This is a genomic window from Streptomyces venezuelae (genome assembly GCF_008642375.1).
GTDB classification, from domain to species: Bacteria; Actinomycetota; Actinomycetes; order Streptomycetales; family Streptomycetaceae; genus Streptomyces; species Streptomyces venezuelae_G.
In genome coordinates, this window is the sequence record NZ_CP029194.1 from 2,543,856 (window position 1) to 2,567,890 (window position 24,035).

The 24,035-nt window shown below is 71.1% G+C and carries 29 protein-coding genes; 8 read left to right on the plus strand and 21 right to left on the minus strand.

Annotation, left to right across the window (positions count from 1 at the left end; genetic code table 11):
* Nucleotides 1-119 precede the first annotated feature (119 nt).
* Nucleotides 120-338, minus strand: coding sequence for a hypothetical protein (locus DEJ46_RS11180; protein WP_055641131.1), 219 nt, complete (start codon nt 336-338; stop codon nt 120-122).
* Between the two features lie 386 nt (nt 339-724).
* The gene (locus DEJ46_RS11185) at nt 725-1,006 is read right to left on the minus strand and encodes an acylphosphatase (RefSeq protein ID WP_150265690.1); all 282 of its coding nucleotides are present in this window, start codon (nt 1,004-1,006) and stop codon (nt 725-727) included.
* Between the two features lie 222 nt (nt 1,007-1,228).
* Here DEJ46_RS11185 and DEJ46_RS11190 point away from each other — a divergent pair, with 222 nt between their 5' ends.
* Entirely contained in the window at nt 1,229-2,221 is a 993-nt protein-coding gene (locus tag DEJ46_RS11190; protein WP_150265692.1) for a CAP domain-containing protein, read from the plus strand.
* 109 nt (nt 2,222-2,330) lie between these two features.
* Here DEJ46_RS11190 and DEJ46_RS11195 read toward each other — a convergent pair whose 3' ends face one another.
* Nucleotides 2,331-2,915: a flavodoxin family protein gene (locus tag DEJ46_RS11195; RefSeq protein ID WP_150265694.1), complete on the minus strand. Its 585-nt coding sequence runs from the start codon at nt 2,913-2,915 to the stop codon at nt 2,331-2,333.
* 123 nt (nt 2,916-3,038) lie between these two features.
* Here DEJ46_RS11195 and DEJ46_RS11200 point away from each other — a divergent pair, with 123 nt between their 5' ends.
* The gene (locus DEJ46_RS11200; protein WP_150265696.1) at nt 3,039-3,425 is read left to right on the plus strand and encodes a winged helix-turn-helix transcriptional regulator; all 387 of its coding nucleotides are present in this window, start codon (nt 3,039-3,041) and stop codon (nt 3,423-3,425) included.
* Nucleotides 3,426-3,454: 29 nt separating this feature from the next.
* On the opposite strand, the gene mutM is transcribed toward DEJ46_RS11200, so the two are convergent.
* The 9 genes from mutM to DEJ46_RS11245 form a co-directional block, all read right to left on the minus strand.
* Entirely contained in the window at nt 3,455-4,315 is an 861-nt protein-coding gene (mutM, locus tag DEJ46_RS11205) for a bifunctional DNA-formamidopyrimidine glycosylase/DNA-(apurinic or apyrimidinic site) lyase (RefSeq protein ID WP_150265698.1), read from the minus strand.
* A 117-nt stretch (nt 4,316-4,432) separates the two neighbouring features.
* A complete protein-coding gene (gene rnc, locus DEJ46_RS11210; RefSeq protein WP_150265700.1) occupies nt 4,433-5,245 on the minus strand; it encodes a ribonuclease III in 813 nt (270 codons plus the stop codon).
* 20 nt (nt 5,246-5,265) lie between these two features.
* Nucleotides 5,266-5,439: a 50S ribosomal protein L32 gene (rpmF, locus tag DEJ46_RS11215; RefSeq protein ID WP_015036448.1), complete on the minus strand. Its 174-nt coding sequence runs from the start codon at nt 5,437-5,439 to the stop codon at nt 5,266-5,268.
* A gap of 2 nt (nt 5,440-5,441) precedes the next feature.
* Nucleotides 5,442-6,095 carry a YceD family protein gene (locus tag DEJ46_RS11220; RefSeq protein WP_150265701.1) on the minus strand — a complete coding sequence of 218 codons (654 nt, stop codon included), beginning with the start codon at nt 6,093-6,095 and terminating at the stop codon, nt 5,442-5,444.
* 127 nt (nt 6,096-6,222) lie between these two features.
* Nucleotides 6,223-7,305, minus strand: coding sequence for a cell division initiation protein (locus tag DEJ46_RS11225; protein WP_150265703.1), 1,083 nt, complete (start codon nt 7,303-7,305; stop codon nt 6,223-6,225).
* Nucleotides 7,306-7,415: 110 nt separating this feature from the next.
* Nucleotides 7,416-7,895, minus strand: a complete 480-nt coding sequence (gene coaD / locus DEJ46_RS11230) for a pantetheine-phosphate adenylyltransferase (protein ID WP_190623190.1) — start codon at nt 7,893-7,895, stop codon at nt 7,416-7,418.
* 26 nt (nt 7,896-7,921) lie between these two features.
* On the minus strand, nt 7,922-8,506 hold the full coding sequence (rsmD, locus tag DEJ46_RS11235; protein WP_150265707.1) for a 16S rRNA (guanine(966)-N(2))-methyltransferase RsmD: 585 nt from the start codon (nt 8,504-8,506) through the stop codon (nt 7,922-7,924).
* A gap of 77 nt (nt 8,507-8,583) precedes the next feature.
* The gene (gene recG / locus DEJ46_RS11240; RefSeq protein WP_150265709.1) at nt 8,584-10,785 is read right to left on the minus strand and encodes an ATP-dependent DNA helicase RecG; all 2,202 of its coding nucleotides are present in this window, start codon (nt 10,783-10,785) and stop codon (nt 8,584-8,586) included.
* A gap of 40 nt (nt 10,786-10,825) precedes the next feature.
* Entirely contained in the window at nt 10,826-12,460 is a 1,635-nt protein-coding gene (locus DEJ46_RS11245; RefSeq protein WP_223834593.1) for a DAK2 domain-containing protein, read from the minus strand.
* A 236-nt stretch (nt 12,461-12,696) separates the two neighbouring features.
* Between DEJ46_RS11245 and rpmB the strand changes: the two genes are divergently transcribed.
* On the plus strand, nt 12,697-12,882 hold the full coding sequence (gene rpmB / locus DEJ46_RS11250; RefSeq protein WP_003957616.1) for a 50S ribosomal protein L28: 186 nt from the start codon (nt 12,697-12,699) through the stop codon (nt 12,880-12,882).
* 130 nt (nt 12,883-13,012) lie between these two features.
* On the opposite strand, the gene thiD is transcribed toward rpmB, so the two are convergent.
* The gene (gene thiD / locus DEJ46_RS11255; protein ID WP_411757741.1) at nt 13,013-13,834 is read right to left on the minus strand and encodes a bifunctional hydroxymethylpyrimidine kinase/phosphomethylpyrimidine kinase; all 822 of its coding nucleotides are present in this window, start codon (nt 13,832-13,834) and stop codon (nt 13,013-13,015) included.
* Nucleotides 13,831-14,793, minus strand: a complete 963-nt coding sequence (locus DEJ46_RS11260; RefSeq protein WP_055641144.1) for a thiamine-phosphate kinase — start codon at nt 14,791-14,793, stop codon at nt 13,831-13,833. The genes thiD and DEJ46_RS11260 overlap by 4 nt, the downstream gene beginning before the upstream one ends.
* A 233-nt stretch (nt 14,794-15,026) precedes the next feature.
* Here DEJ46_RS11260 and DEJ46_RS11265 point away from each other — a divergent pair, with 233 nt between their 5' ends.
* Together DEJ46_RS11265 and DEJ46_RS11270 are read left to right on the plus strand one after the other, a co-directional pair.
* Complete coding sequence (locus DEJ46_RS11265) at nt 15,027-15,260, plus strand: Lrp/AsnC family transcriptional regulator (RefSeq protein ID WP_015036438.1); 234 nt, start codon at nt 15,027-15,029, stop codon at nt 15,258-15,260.
* Between the two features lie 23 nt (nt 15,261-15,283).
* Nucleotides 15,284-15,778 carry a DUF3515 domain-containing protein gene (locus tag DEJ46_RS11270; protein WP_150274324.1) on the plus strand — a complete coding sequence of 165 codons (495 nt, stop codon included), beginning with the start codon at nt 15,284-15,286 and terminating at the stop codon, nt 15,776-15,778.
* A 42-nt stretch (nt 15,779-15,820) separates the two neighbouring features.
* Here the strand turns inward: DEJ46_RS11270 and DEJ46_RS11275 are convergent, their stop codons facing one another.
* The 3 genes from DEJ46_RS11275 to DEJ46_RS11285 all read right to left on the minus strand — a co-directional run bounded on the left by DEJ46_RS11275 (nt 15,821) and on the right by DEJ46_RS11285 (nt 18,812).
* The gene (locus DEJ46_RS11275) at nt 15,821-16,960 is read right to left on the minus strand and encodes a D-alanine--D-alanine ligase family protein (protein ID WP_150265712.1); all 1,140 of its coding nucleotides are present in this window, start codon (nt 16,958-16,960) and stop codon (nt 15,821-15,823) included.
* A 101-nt stretch (nt 16,961-17,061) separates the two neighbouring features.
* Nucleotides 17,062-18,063, minus strand: coding sequence for an NAD(P)H-dependent glycerol-3-phosphate dehydrogenase (locus DEJ46_RS11280; RefSeq protein ID WP_150265714.1), 1,002 nt, complete (start codon nt 18,061-18,063; stop codon nt 17,062-17,064).
* A complete protein-coding gene (locus DEJ46_RS11285) occupies nt 18,060-18,812 on the minus strand; it encodes a lysophospholipid acyltransferase family protein (protein WP_150265716.1) in 753 nt (250 codons plus the stop codon). Before DEJ46_RS11285 ends, DEJ46_RS11280 begins: the two co-directional genes overlap by 4 nt.
* Nucleotides 18,813-18,938: 126 nt before the next feature.
* On the opposite strand from DEJ46_RS11285, the gene cofC reads away from it, so the two are divergent.
* Together cofC and DEJ46_RS11295 are read left to right on the plus strand one after the other, a co-directional pair.
* A complete protein-coding gene (gene cofC / locus DEJ46_RS11290) occupies nt 18,939-19,586 on the plus strand; it encodes a 2-phospho-L-lactate guanylyltransferase (RefSeq protein WP_150265718.1) in 648 nt (215 codons plus the stop codon).
* Between the two features lie 10 nt (nt 19,587-19,596).
* Nucleotides 19,597-19,806: a hypothetical protein gene (locus tag DEJ46_RS11295; RefSeq protein ID WP_150265720.1), complete on the plus strand. Its 210-nt coding sequence runs from the start codon at nt 19,597-19,599 to the stop codon at nt 19,804-19,806.
* 116 nt (nt 19,807-19,922) lie between these two features.
* Here DEJ46_RS11295 and DEJ46_RS11300 read toward each other — a convergent pair whose 3' ends face one another.
* From DEJ46_RS11300 to leuC, 4 genes are all read right to left on the minus strand, one after another.
* A complete protein-coding gene (locus DEJ46_RS11300) occupies nt 19,923-20,624 on the minus strand; it encodes an HU family DNA-binding protein (RefSeq protein WP_150265722.1) in 702 nt (233 codons plus the stop codon).
* A gap of 143 nt (nt 20,625-20,767) precedes the next feature.
* Entirely contained in the window at nt 20,768-20,995 is a 228-nt protein-coding gene (locus tag DEJ46_RS11305) for a hypothetical protein (RefSeq protein ID WP_030325570.1), read from the minus strand.
* Nucleotides 20,996-21,099: 104 nt separating this feature from the next.
* Nucleotides 21,100-21,693 (minus strand): 3-isopropylmalate dehydratase small subunit, encoded by a 594-nt coding sequence (gene leuD, locus DEJ46_RS11310; protein ID WP_150265724.1) that lies wholly within the window; start codon nt 21,691-21,693, stop codon nt 21,100-21,102.
* 6 nt (nt 21,694-21,699) lie between these two features.
* The gene (gene leuC / locus DEJ46_RS11315; RefSeq protein ID WP_150265726.1) at nt 21,700-23,124 is read right to left on the minus strand and encodes a 3-isopropylmalate dehydratase large subunit; all 1,425 of its coding nucleotides are present in this window, start codon (nt 23,122-23,124) and stop codon (nt 21,700-21,702) included.
* A gap of 140 nt (nt 23,125-23,264) precedes the next feature.
* Between leuC and ndgR the strand changes: the two genes are divergently transcribed.
* Nucleotides 23,265-23,981, plus strand: a complete 717-nt coding sequence (gene ndgR, locus DEJ46_RS11320) for an IclR family transcriptional regulator NdgR (protein WP_017235973.1) — start codon at nt 23,265-23,267, stop codon at nt 23,979-23,981.
* The last annotated feature ends 54 nt before the right edge of the window (nt 23,982-24,035 follow it).

The following is a 24,035-nucleotide window of genomic DNA, read 5'->3' on the forward strand; positions in this document are numbered from 1 at the left end:
AAGGGACGCCGAAGCGCCCCTTGCATATCCAGCTGTGCCTTGTCCTGCTACGCCGACGCGGCTTCCCGGTCGGCGATGCCGGACGGAGTGTTTCCCACCTGGCCCCTGGGGGCTGGTTGTCAGGTGAGCGCAGGCTCCGCCTGGGGTACGTCGAGATCGATGCTGTCGAGCAGCGACTCTCCCTGGTGCTGAGCGGCGGCAGCCGCGAGCGTGTCGTTCTCGGACTGGATCCGTACCAGCTCGGATTCCAGGTCCTGGACACGCTGCTGAAGCCGTCGCATCTCGGCGAGGAGTCGCGGGTCGGAGCCGCCGACGTAACCGAGAAGCGCCTTTGCCATGATGGATGGTCCTCCACACTGAGTGACCGACCGATTGCGGTGTGGGTCGTGAGGGATTCGCACCCGCGGTGCTCGGCAGTGCATCGTGCCGGTTCTTACTGCCAAACAGCTAAGGTGCGCGGGGATTCCAGCGTCTCACCAAAAAGTTTGACGGTCAACACGATCACGCCCCGTTCGAAGGGGCGCCCGGGGAGTCGGCGGCCGCGCGACAAGCAGCGGTGCCTCTCGACCCGGTGCCTCGGGGCGTGGCGATCATCCTTAACGGGCAGCCTTCCACGGCGCGCACTTCTTGGCAACCACCAGGCAGTTCTCCCGTCCCGCCCTCGTCACGGCGCGTTCCGCCGGCACCCCTCCCGGTCACCGGGGAGGGGCCACCGCCACGAACGTCAGCGGATCGCGAAGGTCTCGTAGCCTCCGCGCGGGGTGCCCCATATCTCCGTGACGCCGTCCACGCGGCCGGGTGTGTCGCCCGTGCGGAGCCAGTCGAGAAGACGGTGGCAATTCTCACTCGGCCCCTCGGCCACCACCTGGACCCGGCCGTCGTCGAGGTTCAGGGCGAAGCCCACGAGGCCGCCGATCTCCAGTGCGTTTGCCCTGGTGAACCAGCGGAAGCCCACTCCCTGTACCCGGCCGCGCACCCAGGCGGTCATCCGTACGTCGTCACTCATGGCTGCACGCTAACCGGCGGATCCCCCGATGAGCACGTCGCCCCGGCTTCTCATCGCGTACAGTCCCGACGGAATGCGGCTCACCCGTTCGGGCGCGCGCCATTCGACTTTCGGTCCACATCGCGCTGACAGCAAAGATCAGCAAAGAACAGCAAAGACCGGCACACACCAGCAAGGATCCGCAGGGAACGGCGGAGCTCCGCAGAGGAAGGCAGGCAGCACATGGGACGCCACCGTCGCTCCGGCTCCGCACCCGCCGCAGAAGACTACGCGGCCGGTTCGGACCACCGACACCGGGGTGACCGCCGCAAGCGGCGGAGCACCTCCGTGCGCACCGGACTCCTGGGCGCCTCCGCGGCGGTCGCGGTGGGAGCCGTGGCCGTCGCCTCGGGTCTGCTCCCCGGCGGGGACACCTTCACCGTCGGGAACGCCGGCTCGGACGAGCGCCAGGTCCAGTCCCGGCAGGCCCCGGAGCTGACGACACAGGGCGGGGCGACCCAGACCCCGACCGGCGGCGGGTCGGGCGGCACGGGCACGGCCGGCACGGCGGGCTCCGGTTCGGGCAAGAGCCCGAGCGCGCGCCCGAGCGCGAGCGCGAGCAAGTCCGCCTCGCCCTCCACCGCCCCCTCCACCTCCGCGAAGCCGACTCCGAAGCCGACCCCGTCGAAGGCGACGGCCAAGGCCGAGCCCGTGACCCCGAAGGTCCCGGTCGCGCCCACGACGAAGCCGGCCGCGCCGCGGCCGACGCCGACGCCGACACCGACCCCGACCCCGACCCCGGACCCGACCACCGAGGCGCCGGCCGAGACCCCGGCCGCCCCCTCCACGGCCAACCGGGGAACGGCGGCCGAGGCGGAGGTGCTCCGGCTGGTCAACGTCGAGCGCGCCAAGGTGGGCTGCACCCCGGTCCGCGCGGACGCGCAGCTCGCGGCGCTGGCCGGGGCGTTCAGCACGGACATGGCGGAGCGCGGCTTCTTCGACCACACGGACCCGGACGGGGACACCCCGTGGGCGCGCGCCGAGCAGGCGGGCGTCACGGGCCTGGCCGGCGAGAACATCGCGCGCGGCCAGGCGGACGCGGCGGCCGTGATGGACTCCTGGATGAACAGCGACGGCCACCGCGCCAACATCCTGAACTGCGACTACACGACGCTGGGCGTCGGCGTGCACTTCGCCGACGGCGGCCCCTGGTGGACCCAGGACTTCGGCCGCTGAGGCCGTTCCCGCACACGGAAAGGGCCCCGTCACCACTGCGGTGACGGGGCCCTTTTCGTTGCACGGGATCAGGCGCGGGATCAGGCGCGGGACCGGGCGGGGCCTGCGGTCAGGCGGCGACCTTGCCGGCCGCGAAGGTGCGCGCGGTCACGGCGACGCGGTGGCCGAGGTGCTCGGCGGTGGCGACATCCGCCTTGTGGACGCCGTCGGGGCCGAGGTCGGTGTGGGTCTGGGCGCCGGCGCCGGAGAAGAAGCCGAGGCGGTTGAGGTCGTTCTCGGAGGCCTCGCTGCTGTTCCAGCCGGGCTTCAGACCGAGGTTGACCCAGGTCATGCCGTGCTGGCCGGCGAGGGTCTGGAAGAACTGCAGGGTGTGCAGCTTGTCACCGCTCTTGGAGCCGGAGTTGGTGAATCCGGCGGCGAGCTTGTCCAGCCAGGCGTCGGCGAACCAGCGCTTCGAGGTGGCCTCGGCGAACTGGTGGAAGGCGCCCGAGGCGGTGCCCATGTAGGTCGGGGAGCCGAAGACGATCGCGTCGGAGGAGTCGAGCAGCTCCCACTCGGCGTCGGTGATCCCGTCGACGTTGATCAGGTGGACGGTGGCACCCGCGTCGACGGCACCGGCGCGGACGGCTTCGGCCAGGACCGCGGTGTGGCCGTAGCCGGAGTGGTAGGCGATGGAGACGACGGGGGTGGTCACAAGAAGCTCCTCGAAAGGTCTGCGGGGGTATGACCAGAAGTAGAGCACTAACTTTTGGAAAGCGCAAGCAATCAGAAAGCGCACCACTGTCGGTAAGCGCTGTGCGCGAGTACGGTAGAGGGCATGACTGACGATCTCGCCTACGACGTCTTCGCGCGGGCCTGTCCCTCGCGCGGCACGCTGGAGCACGTGACGGGCCGCTGGGGCAGCCTGACCCTGGGCGCCCTGTACGACGGGACGTTCCGCTTCAACGAGCTGCGGCGCCGGGTCGACGGCGTGAGCGAGAAGATGCTGTCGCAGACGCTCCACGCGCTGGAGCGCGACGGTCTCGTCCACCGGGACGCACAGCCCACGAACCCACCGCGGGTCGACTACCGCCTCACGCCGCTCGGCCGTGAGATCGCGGAGCGGCTCATCGGCCTGATCGAGCTGGTGGAGGGGCGCATGCCGCAGGTCGAGGCGGCACGCGAGAATTACGACGCGGAGCGCACGGCCCCGGTCACGAGCTGACCGCCCTCGTCGTCACGCGGGCGGGATCGTCACGCGCTCGGGCGCGGCGGCCGCTGGCAGCGCGGGCAGAAGTAGCTGGAGCGGTTCATCCAGGGGCGCCTGCGCATCGGCGTGCCGCAGCGGTGGCACGGCTCGCCCTCGCGCCCGTAGGCGTCGAGCGAGCGGTCGAAGTAGCCGGACTCGCCGTTGACGTTCACGTACAGGCTGTCGAAGCTGGTGCCGCCGACCGCGAGGGCTTCGTTCATGACGTCCCGGGCGTGCCCGAGGAGTTCCGCCGAGCGCGGGCGGGTGAGCGTGCCGGTGGGCCGGTCGTAGTGCAGCCTGGACCGCCAGAGCGCCTCGTCCGCGTAGATGTTGCCGACGCCGCTGATCAGCGACTGGTCGAGCAGGGCCCGCTTGACGGTCGTACGCCGCAGCCGCAGCGCGCGGTGGAACGCGGCCTCGTCGAACTCGGGGTCCAGCGGATCCCGGGCGATGTGCGCGATGACGTCCGGCAGTCCGTCGGGGGTCTGGTCGTGGAGCGAGAGCCCACCGAAGGTGCGCTGGTCGACGAAGCGGAGCTCGGTGCCGGCGGCGTCGTCGAAGCGGATCCGGATGCGGAGGTGCTTCTCGTCCGCGGCACCCTCCGGCTGGACGAGCAGCTGGCCGCTCATGCCCAGGTGCCCGAGGACGGAGGTACCGGTGTCGGCCAGCGGCAGCCAGAGGTACTTGCCGCGGCGCCGCGCCACCTCGAACCGCTGCCCCTTCAGCCGGGACGCGAAGTCCGCGCCGCCGGCCGGATGGCGCCGTACGGCCCTCGGGTGCAGCACCTCGACCTCGGTCACGGTCCGCCCGGCGACCCAGCGCTCCAGTCCGCGCCGTACGACCTCGACCTCGGGCAGCTCGGGCACGGGACTCCTCCGGACGACGTCGATCGACAGCGCCTCAACCCTACCGGCGTACACGCCGAGGAAAAACGAGAACCCCGCCCTGGGGCGGGGTTCTCGGGAAGCGGTGGGTGAAGGCCCTCAGGCCGTCGCCCCGTCCGTGGTCGGAGAGGGGTCGGCGACCTCTCCCGTACCGGCTTCGGCAGCGGCCTTGGCCGCCGCCACTCGCTCGTCCGCGGCCGCGCGAATCGCACGCCACGCGGACTCCGCCGCCTGCTGTTCCGCTTCCTTCTTGCTGCGGCCGGTGCCGGTGCCGTACGAGACACCACCGACGCGGGCGGCAGCAGTGAAGACCTTCTCGTGGTCCGGGCCCTCTTCGGTGACGAGGTATTCCGGCACACCCAGGCCCTCGGCCGCGGTGAGCTCCTGGAGACTGGTCTTCCAGTCCAGGCCGGCACCGAGGCTTGAGGACTTCTCGATCAGCGGGTCGAAGAGCCGGTGAACCAGCTCGGACGCCGCGTCGAGGCCCTGGTCGAGATAGACCGCGCCGATCACCGCTTCAAGGGTGTCGGCGAGGATGGACGCCTTGTCCCGGCCGCCCGTGCCCTCTTCGCCCCGGCCGAGCCGGATGAAGGAGCCGAGTTCGAGGCCGCGACCGACCTCCGCAAGTGCGCGTGAGTTGACCACCGCGGCCCGCAGCTTGGCCAGCTGGCCTTCGGGCAGGTCGGGGTGGGTGCGATACAGCGTGTCCGTGACCACCAGGCCGAGCACGGAGTCCCCGAGGAACTCGAGACGCTCGTTGGTGGGCAGGCCGCCGTTCTCGTACGCGAACGAACGGTGGGTCAGTGCACGCACCAGAAGGGCGGACTCGAGCCGATAGCCGAGCCGCCCTTCCAGAAGCGTGTGGGACGAGGCATGGTCCGTCTTGTCGTCCGTCTTGCGGGACTCAGACATTGCGCCTCTCACCAGCCCAATCAGACCGAGAGGACCTGGCGCTTGTTGTAGGTGCCGCAGCTCGGGCACGCGATGTGCTGCAGCTTCGGCTCCTGGCAACGCTCACACGAAACCAGGGTGGGGACCGCAGCCTTCCACTGCGACCGGCGGTGGCGCGTGTTGCTGCGCGACATCTTCCGCTTCGGAACAGCCACGGCTACTTCTCCTGCTTCTCGGCGGCGCTTCGGACGTCCCCGTCAGAGGCTTTGCCGCTCATGTTGTCCTTCTCATCGGTTCCCAGCGAACCGGCGAGTCCCTGCAATGCCGCCCAACGGGCGTCGACGGCATCATGGTGGTGGTCCGGGTCCTCGTTCAGGTTGGCTCCACACTCGGAGCACAGACCCGCACAGTCGTCCCGGCACACCGGCTGCATCGGCAGTGCGAGCACCACCGCATCACGCAGCAGAGGCTCGAGGTCGAACATGCCGTCCTCGAGGGGGATCATGTCCTCGCCTTCCTCGGCTTCGTCGTCCGCGGCCGCCTTGGAGCGGCCCCGGTCGTCGGAGTCGGGGTACGAGAACATCTCCTGGAAGTCCACGTCGAGCTCGAGCTCGACGGGCTCCAGACACCTTACGCACTCCCCCTCGGCCGATGCACGGGCGGTGCCTGTGACAAGCACCCCTTCCATGACCGATTCGAGACGGAGATCGATTTCCACCGGAGCGCCCTCGGGCACCCCGATGACCCCTTCGACACCGAGGGCCGCGGGGGCCTCTACGGAGCGCGAGAGCCGCTGGAGGGCACCAGGACGCCGCCCCAGCTCGTGCGTGTCGAACACGAGGGGGTTGCGGTGGTCGAGGCGCGTGCTCAGGGCTCTTCCTGCTTTCGAATCGTGAGGGGGCCGCCAGAAGTGGGCAGCAAGGATCGCGGAACAGGCGCGACCGAAGAGCCAGGATACTGGACGCTTCGCTCAGGGCCCAATCCGGGCCCCGCGCCCTCTACTGCCCCTGTTCGTACCGGCGCAGCTGCTCCAGGTCGATCATGCTCGTGTCGAAGAAACTGGTCTCGTCGAGCGCGGCGGCCGGCTGCTGCTGCGGGGCCTGGGGCTGGTACTCGTGCTGCTGCTGCTGCTCGTAGCCGTACTGGCCGTCATAGTGCGCGGCGTAGGCCGCTCCGGTGGAGCCGGTGCCTGCAACGGAGTACGGGTCGGGCTGCTGGTAGCCGTAGGCGGGGTCCTGCTGCTGGTAGCCGTAGGCGGGGTCCTGCTGCGGCTGCTGCGGGTAGCCGTACGGGTCGGGCTGCTGGGTCGGGATGTGCGCGGGGGCCTGTGCGGCGACCGGGACCGGCTGGGGGTCGGCGAGCTCCGCGAGCCCGGCCAGGTAGTCGGCGTCGCTCGTGTGCACCGTGCCGCCGAGGCCGTCCTGCGCGGCCATGTGCTCGCCGAGGTCGTCGGTGGCGATCCGGCCGTGCAGCTTCTGCCGGCCGCGCCCGACGGCCTCCAGGGTCTTGCTGAGCACCGCCTCGAAGGCGCCGAGCTTGGCGTCCACGTACTCGTCGGCCCGGCTGATCAGCGTCTGCGGGTCCGCGCTGTACTCGGGGGCGTCCTCGTCCGCGTAACCGTCCTGGTCGAGGCCCGGGCCCCGGCCGAGGAGCTTCTCGCGGCCACGGTCGACGGAGCCGATGGTCTTGTTGAGCACGACCTCGAAGTTGGCGAGCTTGGAGTCGACGTAGTCGTCGGCCTCGGCGCGGACCTCCTCGGCCTCGCGGCGGGCCTCGGCGAGGATCCGGTCGGCCTCGCCCTGCGACTCCCTGGCGACCTGGGTGTCGGAGACGATCGAGCCGCGCTCGGCGTGGGCCGCCTCGATGATCCGCTCCGCCTCCTGGCGGGCCTGCTCGACCATCTGCTCGCGGCCGCCGATCAGCTCCTGGGCCTGGGCGAGGGAGCCGGGCAGGGCGTCCCGTACCTCTTCGAGCAGGGCGAGCAGCTCGGCGCGGTTGACCACACAGGATGCCGACATGGGCATGGAGCGGGCGCCCTGCACGGTCGCGACGATCTCGTCGAGCTTCTTCTGCACGTCCACCGGGTGCTCGCCACTCTCTACAGCTGGATGGAGACGGACGGGACGACTGTAAGGGCAGTCGGCTCCCGTCCGACACCAGATGACGGAGCGTCAGCGGCGGTGGCCGCGTGTCACTTCTGCGCGAGGCGCTCGCTCAGCCTGCCGAGGACCTGCGGCGGAACCAGGTGCGAGACGTCGCCGCCCCAGGCCGCCACCTCCTTGACCAGCGAGGAGGAGAGGAAGCTGTACGTGGGGTTGGTGGGGACGAAGAGGGTCTCCACTCCCGTGAGGCCGATGTTCATCTGGGCCATCTGCAGCTCGTAGTCGAAGTCGCTGACGGCGCGCAGGCCCTTGACGATGGCGGGGATGTCCCGCTGCTTGCAGAAGTCGACGAGCAGTCCGTGGAACGACTCCACCTCGACGTTGCCGAAGTCGGAGGTGACCTCGCGGATCAGCTCGATCCGCTCCTCGACCGTGAACAGTCCCTTCTTGGACTGGTTGATCATCACCGCGACATGTACGACGTCGTACAGCTTGGAGGCGCGGGCGATGATGTCGAGATGTCCGTTGGTGATGGGGTCGAATGACCCCGGACAGACGGCGCGGCGCAACTTGAGTCCCTCGCTCTCCGGTCCGGTCATCGTGCGTCTTCGCACGTAGAGGCGGCGCGACCGTACCAAAACGTTCCCTCGCCGTAACGACGGGCCCGCAGTGGCTCGAATCCGGCCGGCCAGTCGAACTCCCCGCCTCGGGTGCTGCGCTCCACGGTGACGAGAGCGTCGTCCGTGAGCCAGCCTTCCGAGCGGAGTGTGAGGAGGATCTCGCGAAGATCGTCGTCCGCGACGGCGTACGGGGGGTCGAGGAAGACCAGGTCGTACGGGTCGGCCGGGGCCGCCCCCGTCACGATCTGCTCCGCCTTGCCGGTCCGGAGCTCGGCGCCGGGCAGCGCGAGTGTCCGGATGTTGTCGCGGATCGTCTTCGCGGCGCGCGGATCGGCCTCGACGAGGAGCGCATGGACCGCGCCCCGGGAGAGCGCTTCGAGGCCGACGGCGCCGGAGCCCGCGTACAGGTCGGCGACCCGGGTCCCTTCGAGGGTGCCGAGGAACGCCTCCCAGGTGGAGAAGAGGCCTTCGCGCGCCCGGTCGGAGGTGGGTCGGGTGCCGTTGCCGGGGGGTACGGCGATTCGGCGTCCGCCGGCGGTGCCGGCGATCACGCGGGTCATCGGTTTCCTCGTTCTCCATGAGCCATTGCGTACGCAACAGCTTATGGCGGTTGCGCCCGCGCCGGGGTCCGCCGGGGTCAGCCCTTCTCCAGGTACTCCTCCCGGTCCTTGTCGAGCAGGGCTTCGAGGGCGGTGCGCAGTCCGGGGTGGGCGGTGAGGTCCGGGTCGGCGAGGACGAGGGCGGTGGCCTCCTCGCGGGCGGCGGCGATGACCTCCTCGTCGTCGATGACGGTGAGCACCTTCAGGGAGGAGCGGACCCCGGACTGGGCCTGGCCGAGGACGTCGCCCTCGCGGCGCTGTTCGAGGTCGATGCGGGAGAGCTCGAAGCCGTCGAGGGTGGCGGCGACGGCGCCGAGGCGCTGCCGGGCGGGGCTGGCCTCGGGCATCTCGGTGACCAGGAGGCAGAGGCCGGGGGCGGCTCCGCGGCCGACCCGGCCGCGGAGCTGGTGGAGCTGGGAGACGCCGAAGCGGTCGCCGTCCATGATCACCATGGCGGTGGCGTTGGGAACGTTGACGCCGACCTCGATGACGGTGGTGGCGACGAGGACGTCGAGGTCGCCGGCGGCGAAGCGCCGCATGACGTCGTCCTTGTCGTCGGGGTGCATGCGGCCGTGCAGGACGGCGATCCGCAGGCCCGCGAGGGGGCCGGTACGGAGCTTCTCGGCGACCTCGAGGACGGCGAGCGGCGGGCGCTTCTCGGCCTCGTCCTCGGCGGACGCCCTGGACTTCTTCTTCTGGTCCTCCTCGTCGCCGATCCGGGGGCAGACGACGTACGCCTGGTGGCCGTTCTCCACCTCCTCGCGGACCCGCTCCCAGGCACGCGCGAGGAAGTGCGGTTTGTCGGCGGCGGGGACGACGTGGGTGGCGATCGGGGAGCGGCCGGCGGGCAGCTGGTCGAGGACGGAGGTCTCCAGGTCGCCGAAGACGGTCATGGCGACCGTGCGCGGGATGGGTGTGGCGGTCATCACGAGGAGGTGGGGCGGCTGCTTGCCCTTGCCGCGGAGGGCGTCGCGCTGCTCGACGCCGAAGCGGTGCTGCTCGTCGACGACGACCAGTCCCAGGTCGTGGAACTGGACCTTGTCCTCGATCAGCGCGTGGGTGCCGATGACGACGCCGGCCTCGCCGGTGACCAGGTCGAGGAGGGCCTGCCGGCGGGCGGCGGTGCCCATGGAGCCGGTGAGCAGGACGACCTTGGTGGCCCGCTCGGCGCCGCCGAGCATGCCGCCCTCGGCGAGCTCGCCCATCATCTCGGTCACCGAGCGGTGGTGCTGCTGGGCGAGGACCTCGGTGGGGGCGAGCATCGCGGCCTGTCCCCCGGAGTCGACGACGGCGAGCATCGCGCGCAGAGCCACCATCGTCTTGCCCGATCCGACCTCGCCCTGGAGGAGCCGGTGCATGGGGTGTTCGGTGGCGAGGTCGTCGAAGATCTCCTTGGAGACCTTCTGCTGGCCGTCGGTGAGGGTGAAGGGGAGCTTGGCGTCGAAGGCGTCGAGGATGCCCTCGGGGACGGGCCGACGGGCGACGGCGGGGAGTTGGGTGTCGGCGTGCCGCCGGCGCGCGAGGGCGACCTGGAGGACGAAGGCCTCGTCCCACTTGAGCCGGTCGCGGGCGTCGGCGATGTCCGCCTTGGTACGGGGGCGGTGGATCTTCCGCAGGGCCTCGGGCAGCTCGGCGAGGCCGCGGCCCTCGCGCAGGGCGGGTGGCAGGGGGTCGACGGCGTCCTCGGCGTGCGGCAGGACGGCGTCGACGGCCTTGGCGATCTTCCAGGACTCCAGCTTGGTGGTGGCCGGGTAGATCGGGATGAGGGCCCCGGCCCAGGTGCCGACGCTGTCGGCGGCCTCGTCGCCGTCGCCGCGGAGGAGTTCGTACGCGGGATGGGCGAGCTGGAGGCGGCGGTTGAAGAGCGAGACCTTGCCGGAGAACATCGCGCGGGTGCCGGGCAGCAGGTCCTTGTGCGGCTTGTGCACGCCCTTGCCGAAGAAGACCAGTTGGAGCCGGCCGCTGCCGTCCGTGATGGTCACCTCGAGGCGCTGGCCGCGCCCCTTGGAGCCGTTGAAGGTGAGCACACGGGCGTCGGCGACCTGCGCGACGACCGTGACGTGCTCGTCGAGCGGCAGATCGGAGAGCGTGGTCAGCTCCCCCCGCTCGGCGTACCGGCGGGGGTAGTGGTGGAGCAGGTCACCGACCGTGTGCAGGTCCAGCGCCTCGGCCATGACCTTGGCGGTGGCGGGGCCGAGGGACTTCTTGAGTGGTTCGTCGAGCGCGGGCACGCGTTCCATTGCACACCACGGGACCGACAACCGGGTGGTTCCCCTCGGGTCATTCCACTCCGATGAGCAGCGGAGGCGCTCCTTCGCCCGCGTGGTACGTGGTCGTGTCGACGGCCAGGTAGCCGCGGCGGACGTGGCTTTCGAGGGCGGCGGCCAGGTCGGGCGGGGTGCCGTCGGCGACGATCAGGGTGACGAGTTCGCCGCCCGCCGAGAGCATCCGGTCGAGGACGGTGCGGGCGGTCTCGGTGAGGTCCTGGCCGATGACGGCGACGTCGCCCTCGATCAGGCCGAGGACGTCGCCGGCCTGGCAGACGCCTGCCGAGGTGAAGGACTGGCGTTCGGCGACGGCGAGTTCGGCGTAGCGGGTGGCGCCGGCGGCGGCCGTCATGGCGACGACGTCCTCGTCGAAGCGGCGGTCCGGTTCGTGGACGGCGAGGGCGGCGATGCCCTGGACGGCGGCCCGGGTCGGGATGAGGGCGACGCGGATGCCCTCCGCCCGGGCCCGTTCGGCCGCGGCGGCGGCCGTCTGGCGGAGCTCGGTGTCGTTGGGCAGGAGGACGACCTCGCGGGCGTGCGCCCGGCGGATCGCGTCGACGAGTTCGTCGCCCGCGGGCTGTTCGCCGGGGCGGGTCTGGACGGTGGTGGCGCCCGCCTCGGCGCACAGTCCGGCCAGGCCCTCGCCGGGGACGACGGCGACGACCGCGCGCTGGGCCCGCGCCCCGTGGGCGTCCGTGTCCGCCTCGGCCGCGGCGCTCGCGAAGTGGGTGATCCGGATCCGGTGGGGGCGCCCCGCCTCGACGCCGGCCTCGACCGCGGCTCCGGCGTCGTCGACGTGCACGTGGACGTTCCACAGTCCGTCGCCGCCGACGACGACCAGGGAGTCCCCCAGAGCGTCGAGGCGGGACCGCAGCAGGTCCACGGCCGCGTCCCCGGCCTCCAGGAGGTAGATCACCTCGTACGCGGGGCCGTCCTCGGTGCCGCAGCGCTCGGGCGCGGCGGCACCGAGCGGCACGAGCAGGCCGTGCGGCTCCGCCTCCGGTCGGTCGGGCGCCTGGCCGGTCACGGTCTCCACGAGCGCTCCGAGGACGGTCACCAGGCCCTGTCCCCCGGCGTCCACGACCCCGGCGCGGGTGAGGACGTCCAGCTGGCCCCGGGTGGTCGCCAGGGCGGTCCTGGCCCCCTCGTAGGCGCATCCCGCCACCTCCGCGAGTCCGCCGCCTCCGGCGCAGGCCCGCGCGGCGGCGGAGGCCACCGTGAGGATCGTGCCCTCGACGGGGCGGGCGACGGCCCGGCGGGCCGCGTCGGCGGCCGCCGCGAGGGCGCGGGCGAGGTGATCACCGTCACGTCCCTCGGCGAGGACGGCCGCCATGCCGCGCAGCAGCTGGGCGAGGATGGTGCCGGAGTTGCCCCGGGCACCGAGCAGGGCCCCGTGGGCCATGGCCCGTACGGTCTCGGCGGCGTCGGGTTCGGCGGCGGCGAAGACGTCTTCCACGGCCTGGTGGGCGGCTTCCGCCGTCAGGTACAGGTTGGTGCCGGTGTCCCCGTCAGCGACCGGGTAGACGTTGATCGCGTCGATCTCCTCGCGCTCCCGCCCGAGGGCGTCCAGCGCCCGCGCCGACCAGGTCCGGAGTGCTTCGGCGTCGAGCTCGACGAGCTCCTCGAAAGGCTGAAGGGCTCGCGACAACAGGGGGCCTCCTTCGGCGGTGAGCTCACCGCAGGGTAGACCCGGGGTGTCCTGCTCGTGACCTGGGCCGGGGGCGAGGTCCGCGGAGACCATGGTAGTTTCGTTCCACCGAAGCAGGCGTTGTATGCTGCTTCGGTTGCCCGGTTCACACCGGGCCATCCCCCGGCAAGCCACTTCAGACTCCTGATTCCGGTGCGCCGGATTTCACTGTAATTCTGAAGTCTTTGGAGTGACCCGTGGCTGCCAACTGCGACGTCTGCGGCAAGGGGCCGGGCTTCGGCAACAACATTTCGCACTCGCACCGCCGTACGTCCCGTCGCTGGAACCCGAACATCCAGCGCGTGCGTGCCGTGGTCGGTCGGACGCCGAAGCGGCTCAACGTCTGCACCTCGTGCATCAAGGCCGGCAAGGTCTCGCGCTAATTGCGACGTTCCGTCGTAGCGCAGCCCCTGCGGTTGCCTTGAGAGGCCGGTTCACCTAGGTGAACCGGCCTCTTGCCGTACCCGGAATCTTTTTCCGGAAGCCCGGAGTCCTTCCGGGGGCCGGCGGGGACTAGGACCTGAACCGCCAGCCGTGGTCGACCGGGCCGATGCCCGAGCCCAGCGCGAATCCGGCGGCGATGGCCCCCGTGACGTACTCCTTGGCCTGCCGTACCGCCTCCGGCACCGCCAGGCCCTTGGCGAGCCCCGAGGCCACGGCCGAGGCCAGCGTGCAGCCCGTGCCGTGCGTGTGGCGGTTGTCGTGCCGGGGCGCGCGCAGCCAGTGCTCCTCGGCACCGTCCGTCAGCAGGTCCACGGCCTCCTGGCCGGTGGGCAGGTGCCCGCCCTTGATGAGGGCCCAGCGCGCCCCGTACGACAGGATCGCCTCGGCGGCGACCCGCATGTCGCTCTCGTACACGACGTGGACGCCTGTGAGCTGCGCCACCTCGTCCAGGTTGGGTGTGGCGACGGTCGCGACCGGCAGCAGCTTCGTCCGGACGGATTCGAGGGCCGAGGCGGCGAGCAGCGAGTCCCCGTGCTTGGAGACACCGACGGGGTCCACGACCACCGGGGCGGGCGTCCCGGCGAGCAGCTCCGCCACCGTCTCGACGAGCGCGGCGGAGGCCAGCATGCCCGTCTTCACGGCCTGGACGCCGATGTCGTCGACGACGGCCCGGTACTGGGCCCGTACGGCCTCCTCGGGCAGCTCCCAGGCTCCCTGGACGCCCCGCGAGTTCTGGGCGGTGACGGCGGTGAGCACGCTCATGCCGTGGACGCCCAGCGCGAGCATCGTCTTCAGGTCGGCCTGGATGCCGGCGCCGCCGCCGGAGTCGGATCCGGCGACGGTGAGCACGAGCGGGGGCACCGCGGCGGGCGCCGGGGGCCGAGCGGTCACTCCGTCTCTCCGAAGTGGTCCCAGCCGCCCGCGCTGTGCCACGGGGCGCCGTCCACGGTGACCTGGGGCAGCGCCGAGGGGTGGAGGACCTCGCCGATGACCTTCCAGCGGGCGGGGAGCTTCACGTCCGGCGGGAAGGTGGCCACGATGGCGTGGTCCTCTCCCCCGGTCAGCACCCACTGCATGGGGTCGACGCCGACGGCCTGGCCGATGTCGTTCATCTGGGTGGGGATGTCGATGAGCCCGGAGCGCAGGTCGATGCGGACCTTGCTGGCCTCGGCGATGTGGCCGAGGTCGGCGATCAGGCCGTCGCTGACGTCGCACATGGCGGTGGCGCCGAGTCCCGCTGCGGCGGGGCCGGCGTGGTACGGCGGCTCGGGCCTGCGGTGGGCCTCGACGAAGGCGCGGGGCGAGCGGAAGCCGCGGGAGAGGACGGCGTATCCGGCGGCGGACCAGCCGAGCCAGCCGGTGTACGCGACGACGTCGCCGGGCTGGGCCCCGCCCCGGGTCACCGGGTCGTGGTTGCGGAGGTCGCCGAGGGCGGTGATGGCGATGGTGATGGTGTCGCCCCGGACGACGTCGCCGCCGACGACGGCCGCACCCGCGACCTGACATTCGTCGCGCAGTCCGTCCATGAGTTCGACGGGCCAGGTGGCGGGGAGTTCGGCGGGGACGACGAGGCCGAGGAGGAGCGCGGTGGGGACCGCGCCCATGGCGGCGATGTCCGCGAGGTTCTGCGCGGCGGCCTTGCGGCCGACGTCGTACGCCGTCGACCAGTCGCGGCGGAAGTGACGTCCTTCGAGGAGGATGTCCGTGCTGGCCACCACGCGCCGGTCGGGTGCGGAGACGACCGCGGCGTCGTCGCCGGGCCCGATCCGTACCGCCGGGGTGGAGGTGAGCCGGGACGTGAGCTCTCTGATGAGCCCGAACTCGCCCAGCTCTCCGACTGTGCCCTTCACCGCGTCTCACCTCGTGTCTTCGTGCCGGCCGGCGGGCGGGGGCGCGCCTGGGCGCGCCGCGGGTCGCGGGCCGTCACCGTGCTGGGTACCGTCAAGTAGACCGTCAACTTCTGTCGTGCGTACGCCACAACGCGAGTGCCCCGGGACGCGCGGGTCTCCCCGTGGCCCGCGGCGACGCGGTACCGTGGCGTCCCTTTCTCCCACAAGATCCTCGTGGTCGCCCTGGAGGTTCCGTGGTACAGGCGTACATCCTCATCCAGACCGAGGTGGGCAAGGCGTCGACCGTCGCCGACACCATCTCCAAGATCCCGGGGGTGCTTCAGGCCGAAGACGTGACCGGTCCCTACGACGTGATCGTGCGCGCGCAGGCGGACACCGTGGACGAGCTGGGCCGCATGGTGGTCGCCAAGGTCCAGCAAGTGGACGGCATCACGCGTACCCTCACCTGCCCGGTCGTTCATCTGTAGCCCCCGTCTACGCTTGGCCGGTGATGTCATCCCACCGGCCCTTCGGCCTGCCCGCCGCCGTCACGGCGGCCGTCCTGCTGCTGGCCGCCACCGGTTGCTCCTGGACGGACGCCGGGGCGTCCGTGGCGGTTCCCCGCCCCCCGGCGGCGGAGGCGGCCCTCTGCCAGGCGCTGGAGAAGGAGCTGCCCGACACCGTGGCGGAGCTGGAGCGGAGCGATCCTGAGCCGGGCTCCGAGCTGACCGCCGGCTGGGGTGACGGTGCGATCGTACTGCGCTGCGGGGTCCCCCGGCCCGAAAAGATGAGCGATCCGAACTCTCAGGCCGTCGAGGCGAACGGCGTGAACTGGATGCTGGAGCGTCCGGAGGACGGCGGGACCCGTTTCACGTCGGTGTACCGGAAGACCTACGTCGAGGTGACGATGGACGAGCGGTACCGGCACGACGCCACACCGCTCGCGGATCTCGCCGCCTCCGTGGCGAGGACCATCCCCTGCGGGATCGATCCGGAGTGCTTCTAGGAGCACCCCGGATCGCGCGTTCCCGGCCGCTGTCCGAGAGGGCTAGCGCAGGCCCGTCGAGCGGTTCAGCGCGGCCTGGATCAGCCGGTCGACGAGCTCGGGGTAGCTCACGCCGCTCTCCTGCCACATACGCGGGTACATGGAGATGGGGGTGAAGCCGGGCATCGTGTTGACCTCGTTGATGACGAAGTCGCCGTTCTCCGTGAGGAAGAAGTCGGCGCGGACCAGCCCCTCGCAGGAGATCGCCTCGTAGGCGGCGACGGCCAGGCGCTGGATCTCGGCGGTGGCCTCCTCGCCGATCGGCGCGGGCACGATGCCGGAGGCCGAGTCGATGTACTTGGCCTCGAAGTCGTAGAAGTCGTGGTCGGTGACCGGCGGGATCTCCGCCGGCACACTGGCGCGCGGACCGTCCTCGAACTCCAGGACGCCGCACTCGATCTCGCGGCCGCGCAGGAGCGACTCGACGAGGATCTTGGGGTCGTGGCGTCGGGCCTCCTCGATGGCCTCGTCCAGGCCCGAGAGGTCGTCGACCTTGGTGATGCCCATGGACGAACCGCCGCGGGCCGGCTTCACGAAGAGCGGCCAGCCGTGCTCGGCGGCGAACTCGACGATCTTCTTGCGGGCGGCGGCCGGGTTCTGCTCCCACTCGCGCGGCCGGATGACCTCGTACGGGCCGACCGGCAGTCCGAAGGAGACGAAGACCCGCTTCATGTACTCCTTGTCCTGGCCGACGGCGGAGGCGAGGACGCCCGCGCCGACGTAGGGGACGCCGGAGAGCTCCAGGAGGCCCTGGAGGGTGCCGTCCTCGCCGTACGGGCCGTGCAGCATCGGGAAGACCACGTCGACCTCTCCGAGGGCGCGCGGGACGGAGCCGGGCTCGCTGAGGACGACCTCGCGGTTGGCGGGGTCGACGGAGAGGACGACACCGCCCTCCTCGGACTCGGCCAGGTCGGCGACGTTCGGCAGGGCGCGGTCGGCGATGGCCATGCGCTCGGGGGCGTCGGCGGTGAGCGCCCAGCGCCCGTCCGTCGTGATGCCGATGGGCAGCACGTCGTACTTGTCCCGGTCGATGGCGCGCAGGACGGCGCCCGCCGTGACGACGGAGATGGCGTGCTCGGAGCTGCGACCGCCGAAGACGACGGCCACGCGCGGCTTGCGGGGGCTCTGGGTGTTCTCGCTCATATCGCGATGAGCGTACCTTGCGGCTCCCGAACTCCTGAGCGCCCCGCTGCCGCCGCGCTCGTACGGCGCAGCGGTGTCGCCGCCGCGCCTTCCCGCGTACGTCAGCGGCGCTCGGACTTCGCGCTGCGGGACATGAGCTCCTTGAGGGCGACGACCGGCGGCTTGCCCTCGTGGACGATCGAGACGACGGTCTCGGTGATCGGCATGTCGACGCCGTGGCGGCGGGCCAGATCGAGCACGGACTCGCAGGACTTGACGCCCTCGGCGGTCTGCTTGGTGGCCGCGATGGTCTCCTGGAGGGTCATCCCGCGGCCCAGGTTGGTGCCGAAGGTGTTGTTCCGGGAGAGCGGCGAGGAGCAGGTGGCCACCAGGTCGCCGAGGCCCGCGAGGCCGGAGAAGGTGAGCGGGTCGGCGCCCATGGCGAGGCCCAGGCGGGTGGTCTCGGCGAGGCCGCGGGTGATGAGCGTCGCCTTCGAGTTGTCGCCGAGACCCATGCCGTTGGCGATGCCGACGGCGAGCCCGATGACGTTCTTGACCGCGCCGCCGAGCTCGCAGCCGACGACGTCGGTGTTCGTGTACGGGCGGAAGTACGGGGTCATGCAGGCCGACTGGAACCGCTGAGCGACCGATTCGTCGACGCAGGCGACGACGGCTGCGGCGGGCTGCCGGGAGGCGATCTCCAGGGCCAGGTTGGGCCCGGTGAGGACGGCCACGCGCTCGGCGGGCACGTCCGCGACCTCCATGACGACCTCGCTCATCCGCTCGGCCGTGCCGAGTTCGACGCCCTTCATGAGGGAGACGAGGACGGTGTCGGGGGCGAGCAGCGGCTTCCAGGCGGCGAGGTTGCCGCGCAGGGTCTGCGAGGGGACGACGAGGACCGTGAAGTCGGCGTCGTGGGCTGCCTCCGCCGGGTCGGCGGTGGCCGTGATCGACCGCGGGAGCTCGATGCCCGGGAGGTAGTCGGGGTTGACCCGAGTGGCGTTGATCTCCTTCGCGAGCTCCGCGCGGCGGCCCCAGAGGCTCACCTCGCAGCCCGCGTCGGCGAGCACCATGGCGAAGGCGGTGCCCCAGGATCCGTTGCCGAAGACTGCTGCCTTGGTCACTTGGTGCCTCCCTCGGCGGCCTTGCGCCGCTGTTCGAGGCGGGCCTTGCGGTGGTCGTACGGTTCGGCGGGCGCCTTCTCGCCGCGGATCTCCTCCAGCAGGGCGGTGATGGCGGCCATGATGACCTCGGTGGCCTCGCGGAGCACCTCGGGTGTCGGCTCCAGGCCGTCGAAGCGGGAGAGGTCGACCGGCGGACCGGCCTGGACGGTCAGCGTCTTGCGGGGGAACAGGCTGAGCTTCTTCTCCCGGGCGTACGGCGGCATCGCGAGGTTGGCCCCCCACTGGGCCACCGGAATGACGGGGACCTTGGTGAGGAGCGCGACACGGGCGGCGCCGGTCTTGCCGGCCATGGGCCACATGTCGGGGTCCCTGGTCAGGGTGCCCTCGGGGTAGAAGGCGACGCACTCGCCGCGCTCGATGGCGTCGACGGCGGCCCGGAAGGCGTCCAGCGCGTTGGTGGTCTCGCGGTAGACGGGAATCTGTCCGGTGTTGCGCAGCATCATGCCGACGAAGGGGCTCTTGAAGAGGCCCGCCTTGGCCAGAAGGCGCGGAACGCGGCCGGTGTTGTACTGGTAGTGCGCGTAGGACAGCGGGTCCAGGTAGGAGTTGTGGTTGACCACGGTGATGAATCCGCCGTCGGCCGGAATGTGCTCCATACCGCGCCAGTCCCGCTTGAACAGAACCACCAGGGGGGGTTTGGCGATGACCGCCGCGAGGCGGTACCAGAAGCCGATTCTGCGGCGGGGCACTCGGACACCTTTCTCCGGGACTGGCTGGCAGGGGGTCAAGTGTCGCCCCATGCTCCTGCTCTGTCGAGGACACGGTACGCCCCGGGGCCTCCGGCGGACCGATCGGGCGGGACAGAATGGGCCACGATGAACAGTGACGCGAACGACGGCTGGCACCTCGTGTTACCGCTGAAACCCCTTGCCCTGGCGAAGAGCAGACTGGCCGCGGCGACGGGCGCCCTGCTGCGCCCCCGGCTCGCCCTGGCGTTCGCCGAGGACACCGTGGGGGCGGTGCTGAACTGCGCGCGCGTACGGGATGTGGTGGTCGTCACGGACGATCCGACGGCCGGGGCGGCCCTCGCGGCCCTGGGGGCGCGGATCGTGCCGGACCTCCCGGCGGCCGGGCTCAACGCGGCTCTGGAGCACGGGGTCCGTGCGATACGGGAGCGGCGGCCGCACGCGCGCGTGGCCGCGCTCAACGCCGATCTGCCTGCTCTGCGGGCCGCCGAGCTGGCCCGTGTCCTGGACACCGCTCGGACATTTCCGAGGGCATTTCTCGCGGATGCCGCCGAAATAGGTACGACATTCCTCTCGGCGGGTCCGGGTGTGAAATTGGAACCGGCATTCGGAGGCGCGTCGAGACGGCGCCATTTGTCGTCGGGCGCGGTGGAAATCAGGCTGACCGGGGTGGATTCCGTACGCCGGGACGTGGACACCGGCGAGGATCTGGCGGAGGCCCGGGCGCTGGGGCTCGGCCCGCGGACGGCCGCCCGGTGGCTGCCGGCGGCCGGATAGGCTGCGGTCCATGCAGGCGACCGCGTTCACGTACGACTCCGAGACCCGCAGCGGAAGTGTGCTGCTCGACGACGGCACCCCGGTGGAGTTCGGGGCGGAGGCCTTCGACGCGGGCGGGCTGCGGCTGCTCCGGCCGGGGCAGCGGGTGCGGATCGAGGCGGAGCCCGGGACGTCCGGGGCCGGCCTGCGGATCACCCTGGTGACGCTCCAGACCTTCTGAGCCTCCCGGGCTTCGGGGCTTCCGCGCTTCCGGAGATCTTCGGGGCATCCGTGAACGCGCCGCGGGCCGGGCTCTCCTTGGTGGGGAGCCCGGCCCGGCGGGTGGTACCGCTCGTCCTACTTCTTGGCGGCGGCCTTCTTGGCGGTCGTCTTGCGCGCCGTGGTCTTCTTCGCGGGCGCCTTCGTCGCCGTGGCCTTCTTCGCGGCCGGCGCGGTCTTCTTGGCCGTGGCCTTGACGGCCTTCTTCGCCGCGGCCGTGGTGGTCTTCTTCGCGGCGGCGGTCGTGGTCTTCTTGGCCGCCGTCGAGGCCTTCTTCGCGGCGGTGGTCTTCTTCGCCGCCGCGGTGGTGGTCTTCTTGGCCGGGGTCGCCTTCTTCGCGGCGGCCGTCGTGGCCTTCTTCGCCGGGGTCGCCTTCTTCGCGGCGGCCTTCTTGGCGGTGGTGGCCTTCTTGGCCGCGGCCTTCTTCACGGTCGCGGAGGCACCACCGGTGAGGCTGCCCTTGGGGGCCTTCTTGACCGAGACCTCGCCACCCTTGGGGAGCTTCTTCGAGCCGCTGACCAGGTCCTTGAAGCCCTGACCTGCACGGAAGCGCGGAACCGAGGTCTTCTTGACCCGGACGCGCTCGCCCGTCTGCGGGTTACGGGCGTAGCGGGCCGGACGGTCGACCTTCTCGAACGAGCCGAAGCCCGTGACCGAGACCCGGTCGCCCGCGACCACGGCACGCACGATGGCGTCGAGCACGTGGTCGACGGCTTCGGCGGCCTGCTGGCGACCGCCCATCTTGTCGGCAATCGCTTCTACGAGCTGCGCCTTGTTCACGTCTTCCCCTTCGGAGACATTGCCAGAACGAAAGTGTTCAAGCTTTTTCGCACGTTAGGCATGTATATACCGCAAATCAAACACGAAACGGGCTAATCACCCTAGTGCCGCAACGCAAAAGACCCGCTGCGGAGTTCCTGGTGTCAGTCGTCCTCTGGGAATCGGCCCTCGTCGAGGTCCTTCATCAACCGGTCCAGACGCGTAGCCGCGTCCTTGAGATCGTGCTTCGCCGCGGCCGTCACGACCAGCAGCTTCCGGGACAGCGCCATCCTTACGCCCTCCGGGACTTGCAGTGAGCGCACTCTTGTGTGCGCTTCCTTCAATCGGGCGGCGACCGACTCGTAGAGCTCGAGTTGGCTGTCGCGTTCCATGCACCGATTGTGCCATCTAGGGCGAGTTGTCGCCCGACAGGGTCCCAACAAGCGACTGCGCCCCCCACCTGTCGGTGGGGGGCGCAGTCTTGGAAAAGCGCTGCTCAGACCGTAATTGTACGGGGCTTGAAGGACGGTCGTGCCGCCTCGTAGGCCGCGATGTCGGCTTCGTTCTGAAGGGTGAGGCTGATGTCGTCGAGTCCGTTCAGCAGACGCCAGCGGGCGTTCTCGTCGAGCTCGAAGTCCGCCTCGATCCCGGCGGCCAGGACCTTGCGCTGCTCCAGGTCGACCGTGACCTCGGCGGTCGGGTCGGCCTCGGTCAGCTCCCACAGCGCGTCCACCGTCTCCTGCGGCAGGACGACGGTGAGCAGGCCGTTCTTCAGCGAGTTGCCGCGGAAGATGTCGGCGAAGCGGGCGGAGATGACCGTCTGGAAGCCGTAGTTCTGGAGCGCCCAGACGGCGTGCTCGCGGGAGGAGCCGGTGCCGAAGTCGGGGCCGGCGACCAGGACCGAGGCGCCCTGCCGCTCCGGGCGGTTGAGGACGAACTCCGGGTCCTTGCGCCAGGCCTCGAAGAGCCCGTCCTCGAAGCCGTCGCGGGTGACCTTCTTCAGCCAGTGCGCCGGGATGATCTGGTCGGTGTCGACGTTGCTGCGGCGCAGCGGGACGGCCCGGCCGGTGTGCGTGGTGAAAGCTTCCATGGTTCCTCAGACCCCCGCGGTGGTGGCGACGTCGGACAGATCGGCCGGGGAGGCCAGGTGGCCCAGGACGGCGGTGGCGGCGGCGACCTGGGGGGAGACCAGGTGGGTGCGACCGCCCTTGCCCTGCCGGCCCTCGAAGTTGCGGTTGGAGGTGGACGCGGAGCGCTCACCGGGCGCCAGTTGGTCGGGGTTCATGCCCAGACACATCGAGCAGCCCGCGTGCCGCCATTCGGCGCCGGCCTCCTTGAAGACCTTGTCCAGGCCTTCCTCCACGGCCTGCAGGGCGACCCGGACGGAGCCGGGGACGACCAGCATGCGGACGCCGTCGGCGACCTGGCGGCCCTTGAGGAGGTCCGCGGCGTTGCGCAGGTCCTCGATGCGGCCGTTGGTGCAGGAGCCTACGAAGACGGTGTCGACCTTGATGTCGCGCAGCGGCTGTCCGGCGGTCAACCCCATGTACTCCAGGGCCTTTTCGGCGGCGAGGCGCTCCGAAGCGTCTTCGTACGAAGCCGGGTCGGGGACGTTCGACGAAAGCGGCGCGCCCTGGCCGGGGTTGGTGCCCCAGGTGACGAACGGCGCCAGGGAGGCGGCGTCGATGACGACCTCGGCGTCGAAGACGGCGTCCTCGTCGGACTTCAGGGTCTTCCAGTACGCGACGGCGGCGTCCCAGTCCTCGCCCTCGGGGGCGTGGGCGCGGCCCTCCAGGTAGGCGAAGGTGGTCTCGTCGGGGGCGATCATGCCCGCCCGGGCGCCGGCCTCGATCGACATGTTGCAGATGGTCATCCGGGCCTCCATCGAGAGCTTCTCGATGGCGGAGCCGCGGTACTCCAGGATGTAGCCCTGGCCGCCGCCGGTGCCGATCTTCGCGATGATCGCGAGGATCAGGTCCTTGGCGGTGACGTCCTCGGGCAGCTCGCCGTCGACCGTGATGGCCATGGTCTTCGGGCGGGCCAGCGGCAGCGTCTGGGTGGCGAGCACGTGCTCGACCTGGCTGGTGCCGATACCGAACGCCAGCGCGCCGAAAGCGCCGTGCGTGGAGGTGTGCGAGTCGCCGCAGACCACGGTCGTGCCCGGCTGGGTCAGGCCCAGCTGCGGTCCCACGACGTGGACGACGCCCTGCTCGACGTCGCCCAGCGGGTGCAGCCGGACGCCGAACTCGGCGCAGTTCTTCCGCAGCGTCTCCAGCTGGGCGCGGGAGACGGGGTCCGCGATGGGCTTGTCGATGTCGAGGGTCGGGGTGTTGTGGTCCTCGGTGGCGATGGTGAGGTCGAGGCGCCGCACCTGCCGGCCGTTCTGGCGCAGGCCGTCGAAGGCCTGGGGGCTGGTCACCTCGTGCAGCAGGTGCAGATCGATGAAGAGGAGGTCGGGCTCGCCCTCGGCGCGCCGGACGACGTGGTCGTCCCAGACCTTCTCCGCGAGTGTCCTACCCATCGCTTTCCCTCCGGCCGACGTCTTCGCCGACACAACTAGAGACCCGTTTCGCGGGCCGTTGTGCGGCCGCATCACCAGAGTGCCAAGGTCCTCGGAAAATTGAACTTGCGTTTCACAGAGTGAGACGCGAATATCGTTGCATGGACAACTCTAGCGGCGTAGGCGTTCTCGACAAGGCAGCCCTTGTCCTGAGCGCTCTGGAGTCCGGTCCGGCCACCCTCGCAGGACTGGTCGCGGCGACGGGACTCGCACGACCCACGGCACACCGACTGGCCGTGGCACTGGAACACCACCGGATGGTGGCGCGTGACATGCAGGGCCGGTTCATCCTCGGACCGCGCCTCTCGGAGCTCGCGGCCGCGGCCGGCGAGGACCGCCTGCTCGCGACCGCCGGCCCCGTGCTGACGCATCTGCGCGATGTCACCGGCGAGAGCGCCCAGCTCTACCGGCGGCAGGGCGACATGCGCATCTGCGTGGCGGCGGCCGAGCGGCTCTCGGGCCTGCGGGACACCGTCCCGGTCGGCTCGACGCTGACCATGAAGGCCGGCTCCTCGGCGCAGATCCTGATGGCCTGGGAGGAGCCCGAGCGGCTGCACCGCGGCCTCCAGGGCGCCCGCTTCACGGCGACGGCCCTGTCGGGCGTACGGCGCCGCGGGTGGGCCCAGTCGATCGGTGAGCGGGAGCCGGGCGTCGCGTCCGTCTCCGCGCCCGTACGCGGCCCCTCGAACCGCGTCGTGGCCGCCGTGTCGGTCTCGGGTCCGATCGAGCGCCTGACGCGCCACCCGGGCCGTATGCACGCCCAGGCGGTCATCGACGCCGCCGCCCGTCTCTCCGAGGCGCTCCGCCGCAACGGCTGATCTCCCCGTCCCTCTGTCCGTCCCCGGCCCACCGCTTCAACGCCGCAGCGGTGG

What these genes read in the sequence shown, in the direction of transcription:
- cofC (WP_150265718.1), top strand. Translation starts at nt 18,939, where the DNA reads ATGAACAGTGACGCGAACGACGGCTGGCACCTCGTGTTACCGCTGAAA.
- ndgR (WP_017235973.1), top strand. Translation starts at nt 23,265, where the DNA reads ATGGACAACTCTAGCGGCGTAGGCGTTCTCGACAAGGCAGCCCTTGTC.
- leuD (WP_150265724.1), bottom strand. Translation starts at nt 21,693, where the DNA reads ATGGAAGCTTTCACCACGCACACCGGCCGGGCCGTCCCGCTGCGCCGC.
- DEJ46_RS11190 (WP_150265692.1), top strand. Translation starts at nt 1,229, where the DNA reads ATGGGACGCCACCGTCGCTCCGGCTCCGCACCCGCCGCAGAAGACTAC.
- rsmD (WP_150265707.1), bottom strand. Translation starts at nt 8,506, where the DNA reads ATGACCCGCGTGATCGCCGGCACCGCCGGCGGACGCCGAATCGCCGTA.
- DEJ46_RS11270 (WP_150274324.1), top strand. Translation starts at nt 15,284, where the DNA reads ATGTCATCCCACCGGCCCTTCGGCCTGCCCGCCGCCGTCACGGCGGCC.
- recG (WP_150265709.1), bottom strand. Translation starts at nt 10,785, where the DNA reads ATGGAACGCGTGCCCGCGCTCGACGAACCACTCAAGAAGTCCCTCGGC.
- DEJ46_RS11275 (WP_150265712.1), bottom strand. Translation starts at nt 16,960, where the DNA reads ATGAGCGAGAACACCCAGAGCCCCCGCAAGCCGCGCGTGGCCGTCGTC.
- rnc (WP_150265700.1), bottom strand. Translation starts at nt 5,245, where the DNA reads ATGTCTGAGTCCCGCAAGACGGACGACAAGACGGACCATGCCTCGTCC.
- DEJ46_RS11305 (WP_030325570.1), bottom strand. Translation starts at nt 20,995, where the DNA reads ATGGAACGCGACAGCCAACTCGAGCTCTACGAGTCGGTCGCCGCCCGA.
- leuC (WP_150265726.1), bottom strand. Translation starts at nt 23,124, where the DNA reads ATGGGTAGGACACTCGCGGAGAAGGTCTGGGACGACCACGTCGTCCGG.
- DEJ46_RS11180 (WP_055641131.1), bottom strand. Translation starts at nt 338, where the DNA reads ATGGCAAAGGCGCTTCTCGGTTACGTCGGCGGCTCCGACCCGCGACTC.
- DEJ46_RS11200 (WP_150265696.1), top strand. Translation starts at nt 3,039, where the DNA reads ATGACTGACGATCTCGCCTACGACGTCTTCGCGCGGGCCTGTCCCTCG.
- DEJ46_RS11295 (WP_150265720.1), top strand. Translation starts at nt 19,597, where the DNA reads ATGCAGGCGACCGCGTTCACGTACGACTCCGAGACCCGCAGCGGAAGT.
- DEJ46_RS11185 (WP_150265690.1), bottom strand. Translation starts at nt 1,006, where the DNA reads ATGAGTGACGACGTACGGATGACCGCCTGGGTGCGCGGCCGGGTACAG.